Origin of the sequence: Aureimonas endophytica (assembly GCF_014642635.1) — a bacterium.
Classification (GTDB): domain Bacteria; phylum Pseudomonadota; class Alphaproteobacteria; order Rhizobiales; family Rhizobiaceae; genus Plantimonas; species Plantimonas endophytica.
This window is the reverse complement of record NZ_BMIQ01000004.1, coordinates 431798-447884: the sequence shown is the minus strand read 5'-3', so window position 1 is coordinate 447884 and position 16087 is coordinate 431798. Positions and strand designations below refer to the sequence as shown.

Here is a 16087-nt window from a genome sequence, read left to right as displayed (position 1 = left end):
ATGGGTTGCCAGGAGGCGTAACCTACGGTACGGGCAGGGCGTAACCAGGGTTACGCTCTTTCCAACCGCCGGACGATCCCGCCGTTGAGTGCCTCATCCACGACCGCCGCGCCGACGGCGCCCCTGAACTCCAAGACCCGCGTCCTCTTCGCCAGCCTCATCGGCACGACGATCGAGTTCTTCGACTTCTACATCTACGCGACGGCGGCAGTGCTGGTCTTCCCGCAGCTCTTCTTCCCGAGCGCCGATCCGTCCTCCGCGACGCTGAAATCCTTCGCCACCTTCGCCGTCGCCTTCTTCGCCCGCCCGATCGGCGCGGCCTTGTTCGGCCATTTCGGCGACCGCATCGGCCGCAAGGCGACGCTCGTCGCCGCGCTGATGACCATGGGCCTGTCCACGGTCGCGATCGGCCTCCTGCCGACCTATGCGACGGCCGGCGTCCTGGCGCCGCTTCTCCTCACGCTCTGCCGCCTCGGCCAGGGTCTCGGCCTCGGCGGCGAATGGGGCGGCGCGGTGCTGCTCGCCACCGAGAACGCGCCGGCCGGCAAGAAGGCCTGGTACGGCATGTTCCCGCAGCTCGGCGCGCCGATCGGCTTCATCTGCGCCACCGGCAGCTTCCTGATCCTCAGCGATCTGATGACGGACGAGCAGTTCTTCGCCTTCGGCTGGCGCGTGCCCTTCGTCGCCAGCGCCCTCCTCGTCCTCGTCGGCCTCTATGTCCGTCTCAAGATCCACGAGACGCCGGACTTCCAGAAGGCGATGGAGCGGCACGAGCGGGTGAAGGTGCCCTTCGCCGCCGTCTTCGCCGATTACAAGCGCCATCTCGTCGTCGGCACCTTCGGCGCGCTCGCGACCTTCGTCCTGTTCTATCTGATGACCACCTTCGTCCTGTCCTGGGGCACGGGGCCGCTCGGCTATACGCGTGGCCAGTTCCTGCCGGTGCAGATGCTGGGCGTCGTCTTCTTCGGCCTCGCGATCCCCGTCTCGGCGCTCGTCGCCGACCGGATCGGCTCGCGGGCGATGCTGCTCGCGGCGACCGTCGGCATCGCGATCTTCGGCTTCACCTTCCAGCCGCTCTTCGGCGCTGGCACGCTCGCCTCGGTGCTCGCCTTCCAGATCCTCGGCTTCGGGCTGATGGGTCTCACCTACGGCCCGCTCGGCACGGCGCTGTCGGAACTCTTCCCGACCAATGTCCGCTATACCGGCGCCTCGCTCACCTTCAATCTCGGCGGCGTCGTCGGCGCCTCGCTGGCGCCGACCATCGCGACCCAGCTCGCCACCACGCACGGCCTGCCGGCCGTCGGCTTCTATCTCTCGGCGGCGGCGGTGATCACCTTCGTCGCGCTCGCGGCGACGCCGCGCGCCGCGCACTGAGGGGCGGGGACCGGACGAAACGGGCGGCGGCGCAAGCTGCCGCTCATCTTCGCCGGCTATCGTTCCGGTTGACGACCTGCCACGAAGCGGATCAGACGGAACCATGACCGAACCCGAGACCGAGATCCGCGAAACCCGCGACGCGAGGCCCGAGGACTTCGCCGAGGTGAAGAACTGGATCTTCGATCTCGACAACACGCTCTATCCGCGCCGCACCGACCTCTTCGCGCAGATCGACGCGCGGATGACGAGCTTCGTCGCCGAACTCCTGAAACTGCCGACCGAGGAGGCGCGGCAGTTGCAGAAGAGCTTCTATCGCAAGCACGGCACGACGCTGCGCGGGCTGATGATCGAGCACGACATCGATCCCGACGCGTTCCTGCGCTTCGTCCACGACATCGACTATTCGGGCCTCGCGCCGAATCCGGCGCTCGGCGCCGAGATCCTGGCCCTGCCCGGCCGCAAGTTCATCTTCACCAACGGCGATCGCGGCCATGCCGAGCGCACGGCCCGCGCCCTCGGCATTCTCGATCATTTCGAGGATATTTTCGACATCGTCGCGGCCGGCCTCAATCCGAAGCCCGCCCGCGAGACCTACGACCTCTTCGTCGAGCATTTCCGGCTCGACCCGGCTCGGGCCGCGATGTTCGAGGATCTGGCGCGCAATCTGGAAGTGCCGAAGGCGCTCGGCATGCAGACCGTTCTCATCGTCCCCTCGCCGCTGGAGGAGGACATCGCCGAAGCCTGGGAACAGGAGGGGCGCGGCGGCGAGCATATCGATTTCGTCACCGACGATCTCGCCGCCTTCTTGCGCCGCGTCCGCAACTGATCCATCCGGACCGGCCGAACGTCAGGCGCCGAGCAGCGAGCGGCCCTTGCGCACGAGGCCGCCGAGACGGCGGCGGGCGGGATCGCTCGCATGGGCATCCGTCCGCGCCGTCATGCCGCGCGTGTTCTGCGCCAGGACATCGTCCTGGCTGCCTGCTCCGGCCGGCGCGCCTTCCAGCGCCCGTCGCCGGTCGCGTCCGTCCTCCTCGTCGAGATCGGCCGGCCCTTTCGGTCCGAGGCCGTCGATGGTCTGCGGCGTGTCGAGATTCTGCTGCCGCAGCATCATTTCCGAATCCGTGTCGGTCATCGTCCTTATCCCTGCGGCTTGGCGGCGCCAGGCGCCGCGCCGGCCGCATCCTTCGCTTTTCGGCTATAGGGAAGAGAACCGCCGACCGCTTCGCCGGTTCCGGTGTTTCGCTCAAAAGCCGTAGAAGGCGCGGATCGCCGCCCAGCCCTCCTCCGCCGTCTCGACGAAGGTCAGGAGACTGAGATCGTCCGGCGCGATCGTGCCCTCTTCCGCCAGGAAGTCGAGATCGAGCACCCGGCGCCAGAAGTCCGGGCCGAAGAGCAGCACCGGCATGCGCGCCATGCGGCCGGTCTGGATCAGGGTCAGGCCCTCGAAGAGCTCGTCCATCGTGCCGAAGCCGCCGGGAAAGATGGCGATCGCCTTCGCCCGGAACAGGAAATGCATCTTGCGCAGCGCGAAATAATGGAAGTTGAACGAGAGTTCGGGCGTCGCATAGGGGTTCGGCACCTGCTCGTGCGGCAGGGTGATGTTGAGAGCGATCGACACGGCGCCGACATCCGCCGCGCCGCGATTGCCGGCCTCCATCACGCCCGGCCCGCCGCCGGTGACGATGACATATTCGCGCCCGCCGGAACTCGCCGCCGAATGCTGCGAGGCGAGCCGCGCGAAGCGCCGCGCCTCGTCGTAATAGCGGGAATTGGCCTCCAGCCGCGCCTTCTGGCCGGCATTGCGGGCCGCCCAGGCCGGCCGGCCGGGCTCGGGGATGCGCGCGCCGCCGAAGAGCACGATGGTCGAGAGGATCCCCGCCTCCTTCAGCGCGAGCTCCGGCTTCATCAGTTCGAGCTGCAGGCGCACGCCGCGCATCGCCTCGCTCGCCAGGAAGTCGGCATCGTCATAGGCGAGGCGATAGGTCGCCGAGCGCGTCTGCGGCGTGTCCGGGTTGACCTTCGCCACCTGCCGGTCCTCGTGCGAGGCGGGAAACGGATCCCAGCTCCCGTCCTCGCGCCGCTCGCCGCCTTCCCGCTCCGCCATGACCGTTTCCTCGTCCGCGACGCGCGCGCCGCGTTGACGCGCGCTTTGCCCATCACATAGTGGAGGCCGGTTTCGCCAAGAAAAGGACCAGCCATGTCGGCCGACAGCCATGCCGCCCTCGCGCGCACCATCGAGGAGGCCTTCGAGGCCCGCGACCAGATCTCGGCCGCGACGACCGGCGAGGTCCGCGACGCGGTGGACCATGCCCTTTCCCTCCTCGATTCGGGTGAGGCGAAGGTCGCGACGCGCGGCGCCGACGGCGCCTGGACCGTGCATCAATGGCTGAAGAAGGCGGTGCTCCTGTCCTTCCGCCTCAACGACATGGTGGTGGTCGAGGGCGGCCCCGGCGGCGCCAACTGGTGGGACAAGGTGCCGTCCAAGTTCGAGGGCTGGGGCGAGAACCGCTTCCGCGAGGCGGGCTTCCGCGCCGTGCCGGGCGCCGTGGTGCGCCGCTCCGCCCATATCGGCCGCAACGCCATCCTGATGCCGTCCTTCGTCAATCTCGGCGCCTCGGTCGGCGAGGGCACGATGGTCGACACCTGGGCGACGGTCGGCTCCTGCGCGCAGATCGGCGCCCATGTGCATCTCTCGGGCGGCGTCGGCATCGGCGGCGTCCTGGAGCCGCTCCAGGCCGGCCCGACGATCATCGAGGACAATTGCTTCATCGGCGCCCGCTCGGAAGTGGTCGAGGGCTGCATCGTGCGCGAGGGCTCGGTGCTCGGCATGGGCGTCTTCATCGGCCAGTCGACGAAGATCGTCGATCGCGAGACCGGCTCCGTCACCTATGGCGAGGTGCCGCCCTATTCCGTCGTCGTCGCGGGCTCCCTGCCCGGCCGGCCGCTGGCCAATGGCGAGCCCGGCCCCAGCCTCTATTGCGCGGTCATCGTCAAGCGCGTCGACGAGCGCACCCGCTCCAAGACCTCGATCAACGATCTCTTGCGCAGCTGAAAAACGCAAATGGCGGCGCGTTTCTCGCGCCGCCATTCATCCTTCATGAAGGAATTTCGGCGATCTTATTCCGCGTAGCCGAAGCGGCCATCGGCCGAAACGGTGGAATTGGCGGCCTCGCCATCGGCGAAGACGCGGACGCGCCCGCCCTTGGTCTGACCATCGGCGCTGGCGACAGCGGAATTGTCAGAGACGGCCGGCCGCGGCTTGGCGGCGGCGCTCGCCGGGAGCGGCGCGGCGGCGCGGATGGCGCCAAGGCTCGGCGCCGAAACGCCCGCGGCCAGCGGCTGGACGCGCGGGAAGGCATAGGTGCCGGTGGAGCCGTTGGCGGCGACCAGCGCGCCGGCATGGGCGCGGGCATCGACCGGCCGGCTGGCGACGGCGATCTGCTTGGTCCGCTCGGCGGCGGCGACCAGGGTCTCGTGATTGGCCGGAGCGCGGCGGCGCTGAATGGCGGCCATGTGGCGCTTGACGTTCGAGCAATAGGTAGAGGCCGAGCGCGTCATCACCGTGGTGCGGTGGCCGCCCTTGTAGCGCATGGCGGTGCCGCAGACGTCGTGCCCGCTCATCTCCCAGGCGCCGGCGAGATATTTCATGCCGTAGCGCAGATTCGTCGCCGGATCGAACAGGCCCTGGGCCGGACCGGCGAAGCCGAGGCCGCGCGCCGTCGCCGGCTTGATCTGGGACAGGCCATAGGCGCCGCCACCGATCGCGGTCGGATTGTAGTGGCTCTCGACGCGCACCACCGCATAGGCGAGCTCGGGCGGGATGTTGTTCTCGGCGGCCGAGCGCTCGATCATCTGGTCCATCGCGGCGCTGCCGGTGATGGTGTCGGTGCCCTTGAAGGTGTCGCCGATGCGGTCCTGCACGGCGTTGAACACATGGGTCGTCGTGTCGATGGCGCGCGAGGTCGTGTCGATCGCGGCGACCTTCACCGCGTCGGCCGAATGGGCGACGGCCGAGATGGCGGCCGGCACGGACTTGCGCGGATCGATGAGATCCTTGGCGCTGGCGATCTCGGTCGGCTTGGCGCCCGGCACCGGCGTCCGGCTGTCGAAGCCGGTGAGATCGGCCTTCTGCGGCGCGGCCGGAGCGGCCGGCGTCGTGGCGGCGGCCACCTGCACGCGGTCGGCCTTGCCTTCGGTGAGAACGGTGAGGGACGCGCGGCGCTCCTCGACATCGGCCTTCAGCGCCGCGACCTCGTCGAGCGCCGGCGCGGCGGCGGGCTTGGCGGCGAGAAGCGGCTTGGCCTCCGCCTTCGGCGCGGCCGCCGGCTGGGCCGCCGCCGTGGCTTCGGCGGCCTTCAGCTTCTCGAGATCGGGCTTGGTCGAGGGCAACGCGATGCGCGCGCCATCGGCCAGCGCCGCGAGGCGGGCCGGCGCATAGCCATAGGCATCGGGGCCGCCGGTCGGCGTGGTCTGGGGCTTCGCCGCCAGCGAGGCGGCCTTCATATTGGATTTTTCGGCGACGCAGGCGCCAAGGGCAAGGGGTGCGGTCAAAGCCAGCAAGGCCATGGGACGAAGGATGCGTCCCTTGCGAGGACGCGCTCGAACGATCGATCCCGGTGCCACTGGCATACCTATCTCCGCGCCCGTTGCGTGTCCGAACACCGATTGTGGCGAAAAGTGGCAGCGAGAAGGCAGCCGTCGCAACGATCACGTTCGGATCACCATCCTGTAACGAGGTGAAACCTTTTGGCAACTCTTTCCGGCTTGGGTGGCAAGCTTCGCGCCTGCTAGGAGCGGTCATGAGCCAGTTTGACGCAAGCCCCGCCGCGATTCTCGCCCGACTCATCCGTTGCCCTTCCGTCACCCCGATCGAGGGCGGCGCCCTGGGCGAACTCGAAGAGATGTTGATTCCGCTCGGCTTTCGCGTCGAGCGCCCGGTCTTCAGCGACACCAACACGCCCGATGTCGAAAATCTTCTCGCCTTTTCTGGGGATAAGGGGCCGCATCTCGCCTTTGCCGGGCATACGGACGTCGTTCCCGCTGGACCTGATTCGGATTGGCAACACCCTCCCTTCGCCGCCGTGATCGAGAATGGCGAGCTCTTCGGACGCGGCGCGGTGGACATGAAGGGCGGTATCGCTTGCTTCGTCGCCGCCCTCGCCCGCATCCAGGCCCGCGAGGGCCGGCTGCCCGGCCGGATCTCGCTTATCGTCACCGGCGACGAGGAAGGGCCGTCGATCAACGGCACGGAAAAGCTCCTGCGCTTCGCCGCCGGGAAGGGTCTTTCCTTCGACGCCTGCCTCGTCGGCGAGCCGACCAACCCGGACGCGCTCGGCGACATGATCAAGATCGGCCGGCGCGGCTCGGTCTCGGGCACGGTGACGGTGGAGGGCCGCCAGGGCCATGTCGCCTATCCGCATCTCGCCGAGAATCCGGTGCGAGGCCTCGCGACGCTGCTCGACGGACTTCTCGCCCGCCCGCTCGACGCCGGCAACGAGCGCTTCCAGGCGACCAATCTGGAAGTGACGATGTTGGACGCGGGCGGCAACACCTCCTTCAACGTCATTCCGGCGCGCGCCGCCGCCTCCTTCAACGTCCGCTTCAACGACGAATGGACGCCGGAAAGCCTCATGGCCGAGATCGTGGCTCGTCTGGACGCGGCCGCGACCGATCTCCGGCTGCGCCCCGGACGGTCCGAGCCGATCCGCTACCGTCTCGCCTGGCGCGAGCGGCCATCCGACGTGTTCCTCACGCGGAACGACGCGCTGATCGGCGTCCTCGCGGCGGCGGTGGAGACGGTCACGGGCCGGCGCCCGGCCCTTTCCACCTCGGGCGGCACCTCGGACGCGCGCTTCATCAAGGATTATTGCCCGGTGGTAGAATTCGGGCTTGTCGGCCGGACCATGCATATGGCCAATGAAAGGGTTGCCCTCTCCGACCTCGAGACGCTGACGGAGATCTATGACCTCTTCATCACCCGATGGTTCGCCGCTCACGCCTGACAGCGCGCCCGGCCTGTCCGAGATCCTCGGCTATTTCCAGGGCACGATCGAACTGATGCAGGGCCGCAGCGAAGGGCTGCGGCGTCTCGATCTCTCGGCCGACGGCTTCTGGAGCTCGTTCTTCGCGCTCTTCGTCGCCCTGCCGCCGATGGCGCTGTCCTGGATCGAGTTCGAGGACGTGCAGCGCGAGGCGCCGGTCGCCGATGCCGGGCCGGTCTTCGTCTTCGGCGCCCATGCGGCGGCCGACATCCTCGCCTGGCTCCTGCCGGTCGCGCTGCTGATGGCGCTGGCGAAATGGATCGGCCTGCGGCGCAAGCTCGCGCCGCTCGTCGTCGCGTCGAACTGGGGCAATGCCTGCCTCGCCTGGGCGATGGCGCCGGCCGAATTGCTGGTGATCGTCACCGGCGGCCATTCGCTGGCGATGATCGTCGCGGTGATCGCCTCGCTCGTGGCGCTGGGTCTCCTCGTCCGGCTGATCGCCACCGCGCTCGGCCACGACATGAAGGCGGCCATCGGCATCACGATCCTGATGATCCTCGCCTCGATGTTCAGCTATGCCGCGATGACCGACCTGACCGGCCTCCAGCTGATCTAGACCTCACGCCGTCTCGCCGCCTTCGGCGAAGGCGCGGATCAGGTGATGGGCGATGGCGAAGGGCTTCGGCAGGCTGATGCCCTCCGGATGGCGCTCTTCGAGCATGGCCAGCACCTCGGCGCGCTCGAACCAGCGGCAGCCCTCGAGCTCGACGCCGTCGAAGACGATCTCCGCCGACAAGGCCTCGGCGAGGCAGCCGATCATCAGCGAGCCGGGAAAGGGCCAGGGCTGCGAGGCGAGATAGCGCACGCGCCCGACCTCGATCCCCGCCTCCTCCTTCGTCTCGCGGCGCACCGCCGCCTCCAGCGTTTCGCCGGGCTCGACGAAGCCGGCGAGGCAGGACCACATGCCGGACGGGAAATGCGGCCCCCGGCCGAGCAGGCAGCGCCCGTCGCGATCGTGGACGAGCATGATCGAGACCGGATCGGTGCGCGGGAAATGCGCCTCGTTGCAGGAGGTGCAGCGGCGGCGGTAGCCGGCGGCCTCGGCGACGGTCGGCCCGCCACACAGGCCGCAGAAGCGCGTGCGCCGGTGCCAGTTGAGAAGATGCTCGCCCTGGCCGAGCCGCCCTTCGAGTTCGGGCTCGACGAGATCGCCGGAGGCGAGCGCGCGGAGCGGCCGCGCCTCCAGGCCGTCCGGGCTCGCCGAAACGCGCATGACGATCGTCGGCGCGCTGTTCGCGTCGATGCCGAGAAGAGTGGCGTCCTCGCCGCCCAGCCGCTCCGCCGCCGCCCGGTCGAAGACGAGATCGCCCCCGGCCGCCAGCCAGCCCTCGGGCGCCAGGAGATGGAAGCGCGCGGCCGGATGGGCGAGCGCCTCGGCCAGCGTCGATTCGGTGCGCAGCTCGCCGTCGCGCCAGAGCGTGTTGACGGCGAAGCCCAGATGCAGGGGCACGGATGGCTTGTCGGTCACTGCGCCAGGACTTCCCGTTTCAGTTCGTCGGCGAAACGCTCCAGGCGCGCCGCCTCGTAGGGCAGGCTCTCGCCGAAGCCCCAGACCGGATTCGGCCAGTTGGGATCGCCGGCATGGCGCGCCACGACATGGAGATGGAACATCGAGACGACATTGCCGAGCGTCGCGATGTTCAGCTTGTCGGCCCGCGCCAGGCGCTTCATCGCCTTGGCCACCAGCGAGGTCTCGAAGGTCAGCATGGTCTGGTCGAGCGGCGAGAGATCGTGGAACTCCACGATGTCGTTGCGCTTCGGGATGAGGATCGCCCAGGGCCAGCGCGCGTCCCGCATGATCCGAAGATCGCAGAGGCCGAGCATGGCGACGTGATGGGTGTCTTTCGCAAGGCGTGGGTCGAGCGCGAAGCGGCGCATGCGGGATCATTCTTGGAGGGCAATCCGTCGATTCTGCCCCAGATCGGGGGGCACTTGCAATCGGGCGAGCGAAAGGCGATATGAGCGCCGGGAGGTTGGTGGTGGACGAGCCACTCGCCAACCGGGTCAGGTCCGGAAGGAAGCAGCCCCAACGAGCCCGGCACGGGTCATCGTGCCAGCCTCCCACCCTTTCTCCACCGCCCCGGAACCCTCGCGACGAGACGTCGCGCGCTTCCGGGCGATCCTCCGGTCGGCGCTCTTGCCACCGCCCCCCTTCCGTCACTAGGTGAGATCCATCGGTCGCGGGCTTCGCCGCGCCGGCGAAACAGGGTGCGTGAGCGCGAATGGTCGATGACACCGAACGGGGCGAAAGGGGCGGAGCCTACCGCGTCCTCGCGCGCAAATACCGTCCGACGAGCTTCGACGACCTGATCGGCCAGGAGGCGATGGTGCGCACGCTCACCAACGCCTTCGAGACCGGCCGCATCGCCCAGGCCTGGATGCTGACCGGCGTGCGCGGCGTCGGTAAGACGACCACCGCCCGCATCCTCGCCCGCGCCCTCAACTATCGCACCGCGACGATCGACCAGCCGACCATCCATATGCGCGAGGAAGGCGTCGACGACCGCGCCATCATGGAAGGGCGCCATGTCGACGTGGTCGAGATGGACGCGGCCTCGCATACCGGCATCGACGACATCCGCGAGATCATCGCGCAGGTGCGCTACCGGCCGGTCTCGGCGCGCTACAAGGTCTATATCATCGACGAGGTGCACATGCTCTCGACGCAGGCCTTCAACGGCCTGCTGAAGACGCTGGAAGAGCCGCCAGAACACGTGAAGTTCGTCTTCGCGACGACGGAGATCCGCAAGGTGCCGATCACCGTCCTGTCGCGCTGCCAGCGCTTCGACCTCCGGCGCGTCGAGGCGGGCGTCCTGATGGCCCATCTCCAGCGCATCGCGACGGCCGAGGGCGTCGCCGCCGAGGACGAGGCCCTGCGCCTCGTCGCCCGCGCTGCCGAGGGCTCGGTGCGCGACGCGCTGTCGCTGATGGATCAGGCGATCGCCCATGGCGCGGGCGCCGTCGAGGCGGAGGCGGTGCGCGCCATGCTGGGCCTCGCCGACCGGGGCCGCATCATCGACCTCTTCGAGCATCTGATGCGCGGCGACGCCGCCGGCGCGCTCGCCGAGTTCCGCGAGCAGTTCGCCGCCGGCGCCGATCCGGTCGTCGTCCTTTCGGATCTCGCCGATTTCACCCATCTCGTCTCCTCGCTGCGCTTCGTGCCCGAACAGGCGAAGGATGCCGCCCTTTCCCCCGCCGAGGCGACGCGCGGGCTCGACCTGTCGCAGCGCCTGTCGGTGCGCGCGCTGTCGCAGGTCTGGCAGATGCTGCTCCGGGCGATCGACGAGGCGCGCCAGGCGGCCGCGCCGCGCCAGGCGGCGGAAATGGCGCTGATCCGCCTCGCCTATGCCGCCGACCTGCCGGATCCGATCGAGCTCGCCCGGCTGGCGCATGACGGGACGGCGCCCGCCGTGCCGGCCGCCGCATCCGGTGCCGGGCGCGACGCTCCGCCGCCCGCGCCGCGCCTGGAGGCCGGCGGCAGCGGCGGTGCGGCGGCGCTCCGCGTCCAGGCCCCCGCCCCGAGCCCGGCGTCGGCGCCGGCCCCGGCGTCGCATCTGACGCTCGCCGCCAGCCGCGCGGCGGCCGCGCCCCCCGCTCCGCGCGCCGAGGCGCCCCCCACGCCGGCGGCACCGCCCATCCGCTCCATCGCGGACCTCATTCTTCTTGCGGAGGAGAAACGCGACTCCTTCGCCCGCGTCGCGCTGCGCCGCTATATCCGGCCGGTCCATGTCGAGGACGGCCGCATCGAGATCGAGCTGACAGAGAGCGCGCCGCGCACCCTGCCGGGCGATCTCCAGAAGCGCCTTCTCGACTGGACGGGGCGGCGCTGGGTCGTCTCCATCGCCTCGTCCGGCGGCGAGCCGACGCTGGAGGAACGCGAGGCGAGCCGGCGCCACTCGCTGGTCTCGGATGCCGAGCTCGACCCGGAAGTCGCCGCCATCCTGAAGGCCATGCCGGGGGCGAAGGTGATCGACGTGCGCCTTCGGGCCGATCTCCTCGCCGCCGAACAGGCCGCGAGCGAGGCGCTGCCCGTCAGCGCCGACGCGGCCGAGCTCGCCGCCGACCCGTCCCTCCTTGCCGATGACGAAGACTGACGAAAGGACGATGCCATGAAGGACCTGATGGGCCTGATGAAGCAGGCCAAGGCCATGCAGGAGAAGATGCAGGGGCTCCAGCAGGAGATTTCCGAGGTGACGGCCACCGGCCAGTCCGGCGGCGGCTTGGTCGAGGTCAAGCTGAACGGACGCCACGAGATGGTATCGCTGGCGGTCGATCCCTCGCTTCTGAAGGCCGAGGAGAAGGACATCCTGGAGGATCTGATCCTCGCCGCCCATAACGACGCGCGCGGCAAGCTGGAAGCGCTGATCGGCGAGAAGACGCAGTCGCTGACCGCCGGCCTGCCGCTGCCGCCTGGCTTCAAGCTGCCCTTCTGAGGACGCCTTTCGCATGGCCAAGCCCATTGCCGGGCCGGAGATCGAGCGGCTGATCCAGCTTCTCGCCAAGCTGCCCGGCCTCGGTCCCCGCTCGGCGCGGCGCGCGACGCTGCACCTCGTCAAGCGCAAGGACCAGCTCCTCGCCCCGCTCGCCGAGGCGATGGACCGGGCGCGGGCCAATGTCCTCGTCTGCTCCAATTGCGGCAATATCGACACGCGCGATCCCTGCACGATCTGCTCGGACGCGACGCGCGACCAGTCGACGGTCGTCGTGGTGGAGGACGTCTCGGATCTCTGGGCGCTGGAGCGGGCGAAGGCGCTGAACGCCGCCTATCACGTGCTCGGCGGCGTGCTCTCGCCGCTGGAAGGCGTCGGGCCGGAGGATCTCACCATCCGCCGTCTCGTCGAGCGCGTGGCGGAAGGCGGCATCTCTGAAGTCATCGTCGCGGTGAACGCCACGGTCGAGGGCCAGACGACGGCCCATTACCTCATCGATCAGCTCGCCGGCTTCGATCTCAAGATCACCCGTCTCGCCCATGGCGTGCCAGTCGGCGGCGAGCTCGACTATCTGGACGAGGGCACGCTCTCGGCGGCGATGCGGGCGCGCACGGCCTTCTGAGGCCTTGCCAGAGGCCGGCCGCCGCGCGAGAGTCGCGCAGGTTCGGCAAGCCTTGGGAGGCTTCGATGACGCTGGCGAATGTCCTGGCCTATTGTCTCGCCCTCGGCATCGCCGCCGCGATTCCGGGGCCGGGCGTCGTCGCCCTCGTGGCGCGCGCCCTCGGCTCGGGCTTCCGCCACGGCCTCGCCTTCGCGGCGGGTCTCGTGCTCGGCGATCTCACCTATCTCACCGCCGCCTGTTTCGGCCTCGCCATGATCGCCGCCGCGATGGGCGAGGTCTTCGTCGTCATCCGCTACGGCGCGGCGCTCTATCTCGCCTATCTCGCCTGGCAGCTGTGGCGGGCCGGCGGACGGGCGGCGGCGATCCGCTCGCTCGCCTCGGAAAGCGCGCTGGCCAGCGTCTCGGCCGGCTATCTCGTCACTCTGTCCAATCCGAAGACGATCTTCTTCTATCTCGCCCTCCTGCCGACGCTTCTCGATCTCCACGCGATCGACCTCGGCAGCTTCGCCGCCCTCGCCGTGGCGACGATCCTCGTTCTCTTCGCGGTGATGATCGCCTATGCCGCGCTGGCCGCCCGGGCGCGGAGCGCGCTCGATCGCTCGCGTCTTCTCGCCCGCCTCAACCGCAGCGCGGCGGCGATCATGGCCGGCACCGCCGTCTGGACGGTGCTGCGCCGCGCCTGAGAGAAGGCGACGAGGAACTCGACCACGCGGCGGAACGGCTAGGCAGGAAGGCTTCCAGCCTCCGCCAACAGTTCGGCCATCGACCGGCACCGCGACTTGGACACTCCTTTCGGCACGAAACAATGATGCATTCTTTCCGGCGCCTCATCGGTGCGGCCCTTCTCCTCGCCGCCTCCTTTGCCCTCGCCGCCCCGGCGCTCGCCCAGCCTTCCTACGACGCCGCCTTCCGCCAGTTCCTCGAAGGCGACATCTGGCCGGCGGCGAAGGCGCGGGGCGTGCCGCGCGCCGTCTTCGACGCGGCCTTCAAGGGCGTGAAGCCCAATCTCAAGCTGCCCGATCTCGTCCTGCCGGGCGAGAAGCCGGCGATCGAGGAGAAGAGCAGCCAGGCCGAGTTTCGCGATCCCGCCGCCTATTTCGACGAGAAGGCGCTGACGCGGCTCGGCGCCAAGGGGCGCACGCTCCTCGCCGCCCACCAGACGGTGCTCGCCCGGATCGAGAAGCGCTACGGCGTGCCGGCGCCGATCCTCCTCGCCGTCTGGGGACGGGAATCGAATTTCGGCGCGGCCAAGATCCCCTACGACGCCTTCGAGGTGCTGGGCACCAAGGCCTGGACCTCGCGGCGCAAGGCGATGTTCCGCGACGAACTCCTCGCGGCGCTCGACATCGTGGCGGACGGCCATCTCTCGGTGGCGGAGATGCGGTCCTCCTGGGCCGGGGCCCTCGGCCAGCCGCAATTCATGCCGACGAAGTTCAAGGACTATGCCGTCGATTTCGACGGCGACGGACGACGCGACATCTGGTCCTCCGTGCCCGACACGCTGGCCTCGATCGCCCACTATCTTCAGGCTTCAGGCTGGAAGGCCGGACGCGGCTGGGCGACGGAGGCGGCCATTCCGGCCGCCCTGTCCTGTACCGGCGAAGGGCCGGATAAGGCTCGGACGCTGGCCGATTTCACGAAGGCCGGCGCGAGGCCGGTCGCGGGAGGCGCCTTTCCAGGCGAGCCGCGCGCGACGGCCCATCTCCTGATGCCGGCCGGGCGGCTCGGCCCCGCCTTCGTCGCGACGCCGAGTTTCTACGTCCTGAAGGTCTACAACAATTCCGACCTCTACGCCCTCTTCATCGGCCAGCTCGCCGATCGCATCGCCGGCAAGGGCGGCGCCTTCGCCACGCCGTGGAAGACGGCAGGCGGCCCGACGCGGGGCGAGATCGCCCGGCTCCAGGAGCGTCTTCAGGCGAAGGGCTACGATGTCGGCGGCGCGGACGGCTTTCCCGGCTTCAAGACGCGCCGCACGATCGGCACGGTGGAGGCCTCGCTGGGACTTCCGGAAAGCTGCTGGCCTTCGTCCGCCCTCGCCGCGAAGCTGCGCTGAGGCGAGGCTCAGCGTTCGGCGTCGAGGCAGAGGATCGGCATGACCGAGTCGGCGATGCCAGCCGTCGTGTCCGCGACACTGGCGAAATTCTTCGAGGCCGGCGCCGAGGCGAAGCGGATGCCCTTGTCCTTCAGGAAGCGGGCGGCGGCGTCCGGGCGGATGGCGAAATTGATCGATTGCGGGATGTCGCCCGTCGCGTCGGCCACCGCAATGGCGTCGAGCTTGGCCGTGACGATGCCGACAACGCGGCCGGTGAGATCGACCAGCGGGCCGCCGGAATTGCCCGGCTGCACCGGCGCGGAGATCTGGAGATAGCGCGGGTCGTTCGACAGGCCGCGCAGCGAGGAGACGTTGCCGCGCGTGACGTTCAGGCTGTCGGCGAGGATCGAGCGCAGCGGAAAGCCGAGGGCGAGCACGTCCTCGCCGAGGCGCGGCATGTCGCCGGCGATGGCGAGCGGCTTGCCGAGCTTGGCGCCGACATGGACGGCCGCGACGTCGTTCGCCTCGTCGACCAGCACCTTGTCGGCCAGGCCCTTGTCGCCGACCATCACGGCGCGGCAGGCGCCCGCGACATGCGCATTGGTCAGCACCCAGCCGTCGTTCGAGACGACGAAGCCCGTGCCGGACGAGGCGGTCTCGGTGGCGGCGGGCGCCGTGCCGCTCTCGCCGTCCGGCCGCGCCTTGGCGTCGAGCAGCGAACGGAAGCGCTCGCCGCGCGTGCGGGCGGCATCCGGCACCGCGCCCGTCGGGGCCGGGTCGAGACCAGCGGTGACGACCGGGTCCTGAACCTGCGGAATGTCGGGGTCGAAGAGATTGGCGGCGACGGTCGCGTAGGACAGCATCGCCTCGCGCTGCGACGGGTCGTAGGAGATGCCGAAGCCGCGCACGTCGCCGGCCACGCCCTTGAAGCGCATGAGATAGGGCCGACCGCCCTCGACGCCGGCGACGGTGAAGCCCCCCTCGGTCGCGACATCGGACGTGACGCTGCGCGTCGCGCTCGGCTGCGACAGCATGGCGTGGACGGCATCGATATCGCCTTCCGTCCCGGTCAGGCGCACGGTCTCGATCTCGATCGCGCGGTCGGCGGAACGCCAGACATGGCCGACCGGCGTCGAGCCGTCGTCGCTGACGAGCGCCAGCGGCAGGGCGACGCGCAGGCCCGTCGTCGCATCGTCCACGAGGTCGAAGCCGACGGCGGCGCGGGCGGCATCACTCTTGGCGATCAGGAGCTGGAGGAAGTCCTCGCTGATGACGCCGTTCGCCTCCATGCCGTGACGGGCCTGGAAGTCGCGGATGGCGCGCAGGCTGCGAGCGTCGACCGAGCCGGAGAAGTCGCCGGCATAGTCGCCCGTCCAGGCAAGACGGATCTGCATGCCGGTGCGGAAGCTCGCATCGGTCTGGTGGTTATAGGCATCGGCAAGGTCGGAGGCCCAGGCCTGAGCCGGAACCAGCGCCACAGGCGCGGACGCAAGAAGAAGCGCAGCCACGGCTGCTTGCATCGCCCGCAGCATGCGAGCCTCCGAATATGTTAAGAACTGCTTATACAACGGCAGGCAACGGTTTT

Annotated in this window: 16 protein-coding genes and 1 other RNA gene; 11 read left to right on the top strand and 6 right to left on the bottom strand. The window is 69.5% G+C overall.

Features of this window, described 5'->3' with window-relative positions; all coding sequences use genetic code 11:
* Positions 1 to 84: 84 nt before the first annotated feature.
* Positions 85 to 1374 carry an MFS transporter gene (locus tag IEY14_RS15610; protein WP_244639497.1) on the top strand — a complete coding sequence of 430 codons (1290 nt, stop codon included), beginning with the start codon at positions 85 to 87 and terminating at the stop codon, positions 1372 to 1374.
* A 103-nt stretch (positions 1375 to 1477) separates the two neighbouring features.
* On the top strand, positions 1478 to 2203 hold the full coding sequence (locus IEY14_RS15605; RefSeq protein WP_188910052.1) for a pyrimidine 5'-nucleotidase: 726 nt from the start codon (positions 1478 to 1480) through the stop codon (positions 2201 to 2203).
* A 21-nt stretch (positions 2204 to 2224) separates the two neighbouring features.
* Here IEY14_RS15605 and IEY14_RS15600 read toward each other — a convergent pair whose 3' ends face one another.
* Positions 2225 to 2509 (bottom strand): hypothetical protein, encoded by a 285-nt coding sequence (locus IEY14_RS15600; protein ID WP_188910050.1) that lies wholly within the window; start codon positions 2507 to 2509, stop codon positions 2225 to 2227.
* Between the two features lie 111 nt (positions 2510 to 2620).
* A complete protein-coding gene (locus IEY14_RS15595; protein ID WP_188910048.1) occupies positions 2621 to 3481 on the bottom strand; it encodes an LOG family protein in 861 nt (286 codons plus the stop codon).
* 93 nt (positions 3482 to 3574) lie between these two features.
* Between IEY14_RS15595 and dapD the strand changes: the two genes are divergently transcribed.
* The gene (gene dapD / locus IEY14_RS15590; RefSeq protein ID WP_188910046.1) at positions 3575 to 4429 is read left to right on the top strand and encodes a 2,3,4,5-tetrahydropyridine-2,6-dicarboxylate N-succinyltransferase; all 855 of its coding nucleotides are present in this window, start codon (positions 3575 to 3577) and stop codon (positions 4427 to 4429) included.
* Between the two features lie 65 nt (positions 4430 to 4494).
* Here the strand turns inward: dapD and IEY14_RS15585 are convergent, their stop codons facing one another.
* The gene (locus IEY14_RS15585; protein WP_188910044.1) at positions 4495 to 5880 is read right to left on the bottom strand and encodes a lytic transglycosylase domain-containing protein; all 1386 of its coding nucleotides are present in this window, start codon (positions 5878 to 5880) and stop codon (positions 4495 to 4497) included.
* A gap of 296 nt (positions 5881 to 6176) precedes the next feature.
* Between IEY14_RS15585 and dapE the strand changes: the two genes are divergently transcribed.
* The gene (gene dapE, locus IEY14_RS15580) at positions 6177 to 7379 is read left to right on the top strand and encodes a succinyl-diaminopimelate desuccinylase (RefSeq protein ID WP_188910043.1); all 1203 of its coding nucleotides are present in this window, start codon (positions 6177 to 6179) and stop codon (positions 7377 to 7379) included.
* Positions 7339 to 7974 carry a hypothetical protein gene (locus tag IEY14_RS15575; RefSeq protein WP_244639495.1) on the top strand — a complete coding sequence of 212 codons (636 nt, stop codon included), beginning with the start codon at positions 7339 to 7341 and terminating at the stop codon, positions 7972 to 7974. The genes dapE and IEY14_RS15575 overlap by 41 nt, the downstream gene beginning before the upstream one ends.
* A 3-nt stretch (positions 7975 to 7977) precedes the next feature.
* Here the strand turns inward: IEY14_RS15575 and nudC are convergent, their stop codons facing one another.
* Together nudC and IEY14_RS15565 are read right to left on the bottom strand one after the other, a co-directional pair.
* Complete coding sequence (gene nudC, locus IEY14_RS15570) at positions 7978 to 8868, bottom strand: NAD(+) diphosphatase (protein ID WP_244639493.1); 891 nt, start codon at positions 8866 to 8868, stop codon at positions 7978 to 7980.
* Positions 8869 to 8882: 14 nt separating this feature from the next.
* Positions 8883 to 9296: an HIT domain-containing protein gene (locus IEY14_RS15565; protein WP_188910039.1), complete on the bottom strand. Its 414-nt coding sequence runs from the start codon at positions 9294 to 9296 to the stop codon at positions 8883 to 8885.
* 90 nt (positions 9297 to 9386) lie between these two features.
* Between IEY14_RS15565 and ffs the strand changes: the two genes are divergently transcribed.
* From ffs to IEY14_RS15535, 6 genes are all read left to right on the top strand, one after another.
* An RNA gene (gene ffs / locus IEY14_RS15560) (signal recognition particle sRNA small type) lies at positions 9387 to 9483 on the top strand.
* Between the two features lie 157 nt (positions 9484 to 9640).
* The gene (locus tag IEY14_RS15555) at positions 9641 to 11512 is read left to right on the top strand and encodes a DNA polymerase III subunit gamma/tau (RefSeq protein ID WP_188910036.1); all 1872 of its coding nucleotides are present in this window, start codon (positions 9641 to 9643) and stop codon (positions 11510 to 11512) included.
* A gap of 15 nt (positions 11513 to 11527) precedes the next feature.
* Positions 11528 to 11851, top strand: coding sequence for a YbaB/EbfC family nucleoid-associated protein (locus IEY14_RS15550; protein ID WP_188910034.1), 324 nt, complete (start codon positions 11528 to 11530; stop codon positions 11849 to 11851).
* Positions 11852 to 11864: 13 nt separating this feature from the next.
* A complete protein-coding gene (gene recR, locus IEY14_RS15545) occupies positions 11865 to 12470 on the top strand; it encodes a recombination mediator RecR (protein ID WP_188910032.1) in 606 nt (201 codons plus the stop codon).
* A gap of 65 nt (positions 12471 to 12535) precedes the next feature.
* A complete protein-coding gene (locus IEY14_RS15540; RefSeq protein WP_188910030.1) occupies positions 12536 to 13153 on the top strand; it encodes a LysE family translocator in 618 nt (205 codons plus the stop codon).
* Between the two features lie 125 nt (positions 13154 to 13278).
* Positions 13279 to 14523 (top strand): lytic murein transglycosylase, encoded by a 1245-nt coding sequence (locus IEY14_RS15535; protein ID WP_308422044.1) that lies wholly within the window; start codon positions 13279 to 13281, stop codon positions 14521 to 14523.
* A gap of 8 nt (positions 14524 to 14531) precedes the next feature.
* Here IEY14_RS15535 and IEY14_RS15530 read toward each other — a convergent pair whose 3' ends face one another.
* Positions 14532 to 16034, bottom strand: a complete 1503-nt coding sequence (locus IEY14_RS15530) for a serine protease (protein WP_244639492.1) — start codon at positions 16032 to 16034, stop codon at positions 14532 to 14534.
* Between the last annotated feature and the right edge of the window lie 53 nt (positions 16035 to 16087).

Excerpts from the sequence above, each read along its gene's own strand:
- IEY14_RS15605 (WP_188910052.1), top strand. The coding sequence starts at position 1,478 with ATGACCGAACCCGAGACCGAGATCCGCGAAACCCGCGACGCGAGGCCC.
- IEY14_RS15600 (WP_188910050.1), bottom strand. The coding sequence starts at position 2,509 with ATGACCGACACGGATTCGGAAATGATGCTGCGGCAGCAGAATCTCGAC.
- IEY14_RS15550 (WP_188910034.1), top strand. The coding sequence starts at position 11,528 with ATGAAGGACCTGATGGGCCTGATGAAGCAGGCCAAGGCCATGCAGGAG.
- IEY14_RS15565 (WP_188910039.1), bottom strand. The coding sequence starts at position 9,296 with ATGCGCCGCTTCGCGCTCGACCCACGCCTTGCGAAAGACACCCATCAC.
- dapE (WP_188910043.1), top strand. The coding sequence starts at position 6,177 with ATGAGCCAGTTTGACGCAAGCCCCGCCGCGATTCTCGCCCGACTCATC.
- IEY14_RS15585 (WP_188910044.1), bottom strand. The coding sequence starts at position 5,880 with ATGAAGGCCGCCTCGCTGGCGGCGAAGCCCCAGACCACGCCGACCGGC.
- IEY14_RS15595 (WP_188910048.1), bottom strand. The coding sequence starts at position 3,481 with ATGGCGGAGCGGGAAGGCGGCGAGCGGCGCGAGGACGGGAGCTGGGAT.
- IEY14_RS15535 (WP_308422044.1), top strand. The coding sequence starts at position 13,279 with ATGCATTCTTTCCGGCGCCTCATCGGTGCGGCCCTTCTCCTCGCCGCC.
- dapD (WP_188910046.1), top strand. The coding sequence starts at position 3,575 with ATGTCGGCCGACAGCCATGCCGCCCTCGCGCGCACCATCGAGGAGGCC.
- IEY14_RS15575 (WP_244639495.1), top strand. The coding sequence starts at position 7,339 with ATGACCTCTTCATCACCCGATGGTTCGCCGCTCACGCCTGACAGCGCG.
- IEY14_RS15530 (WP_244639492.1), bottom strand. The coding sequence starts at position 16,034 with ATGCTGCGGGCGATGCAAGCAGCCGTGGCTGCGCTTCTTCTTGCGTCC.
- IEY14_RS15540 (WP_188910030.1), top strand. The coding sequence starts at position 12,536 with ATGACGCTGGCGAATGTCCTGGCCTATTGTCTCGCCCTCGGCATCGCC.
- recR (WP_188910032.1), top strand. The coding sequence starts at position 11,865 with ATGGCCAAGCCCATTGCCGGGCCGGAGATCGAGCGGCTGATCCAGCTT.
- IEY14_RS15555 (WP_188910036.1), top strand. The coding sequence starts at position 9,641 with ATGGTCGATGACACCGAACGGGGCGAAAGGGGCGGAGCCTACCGCGTC.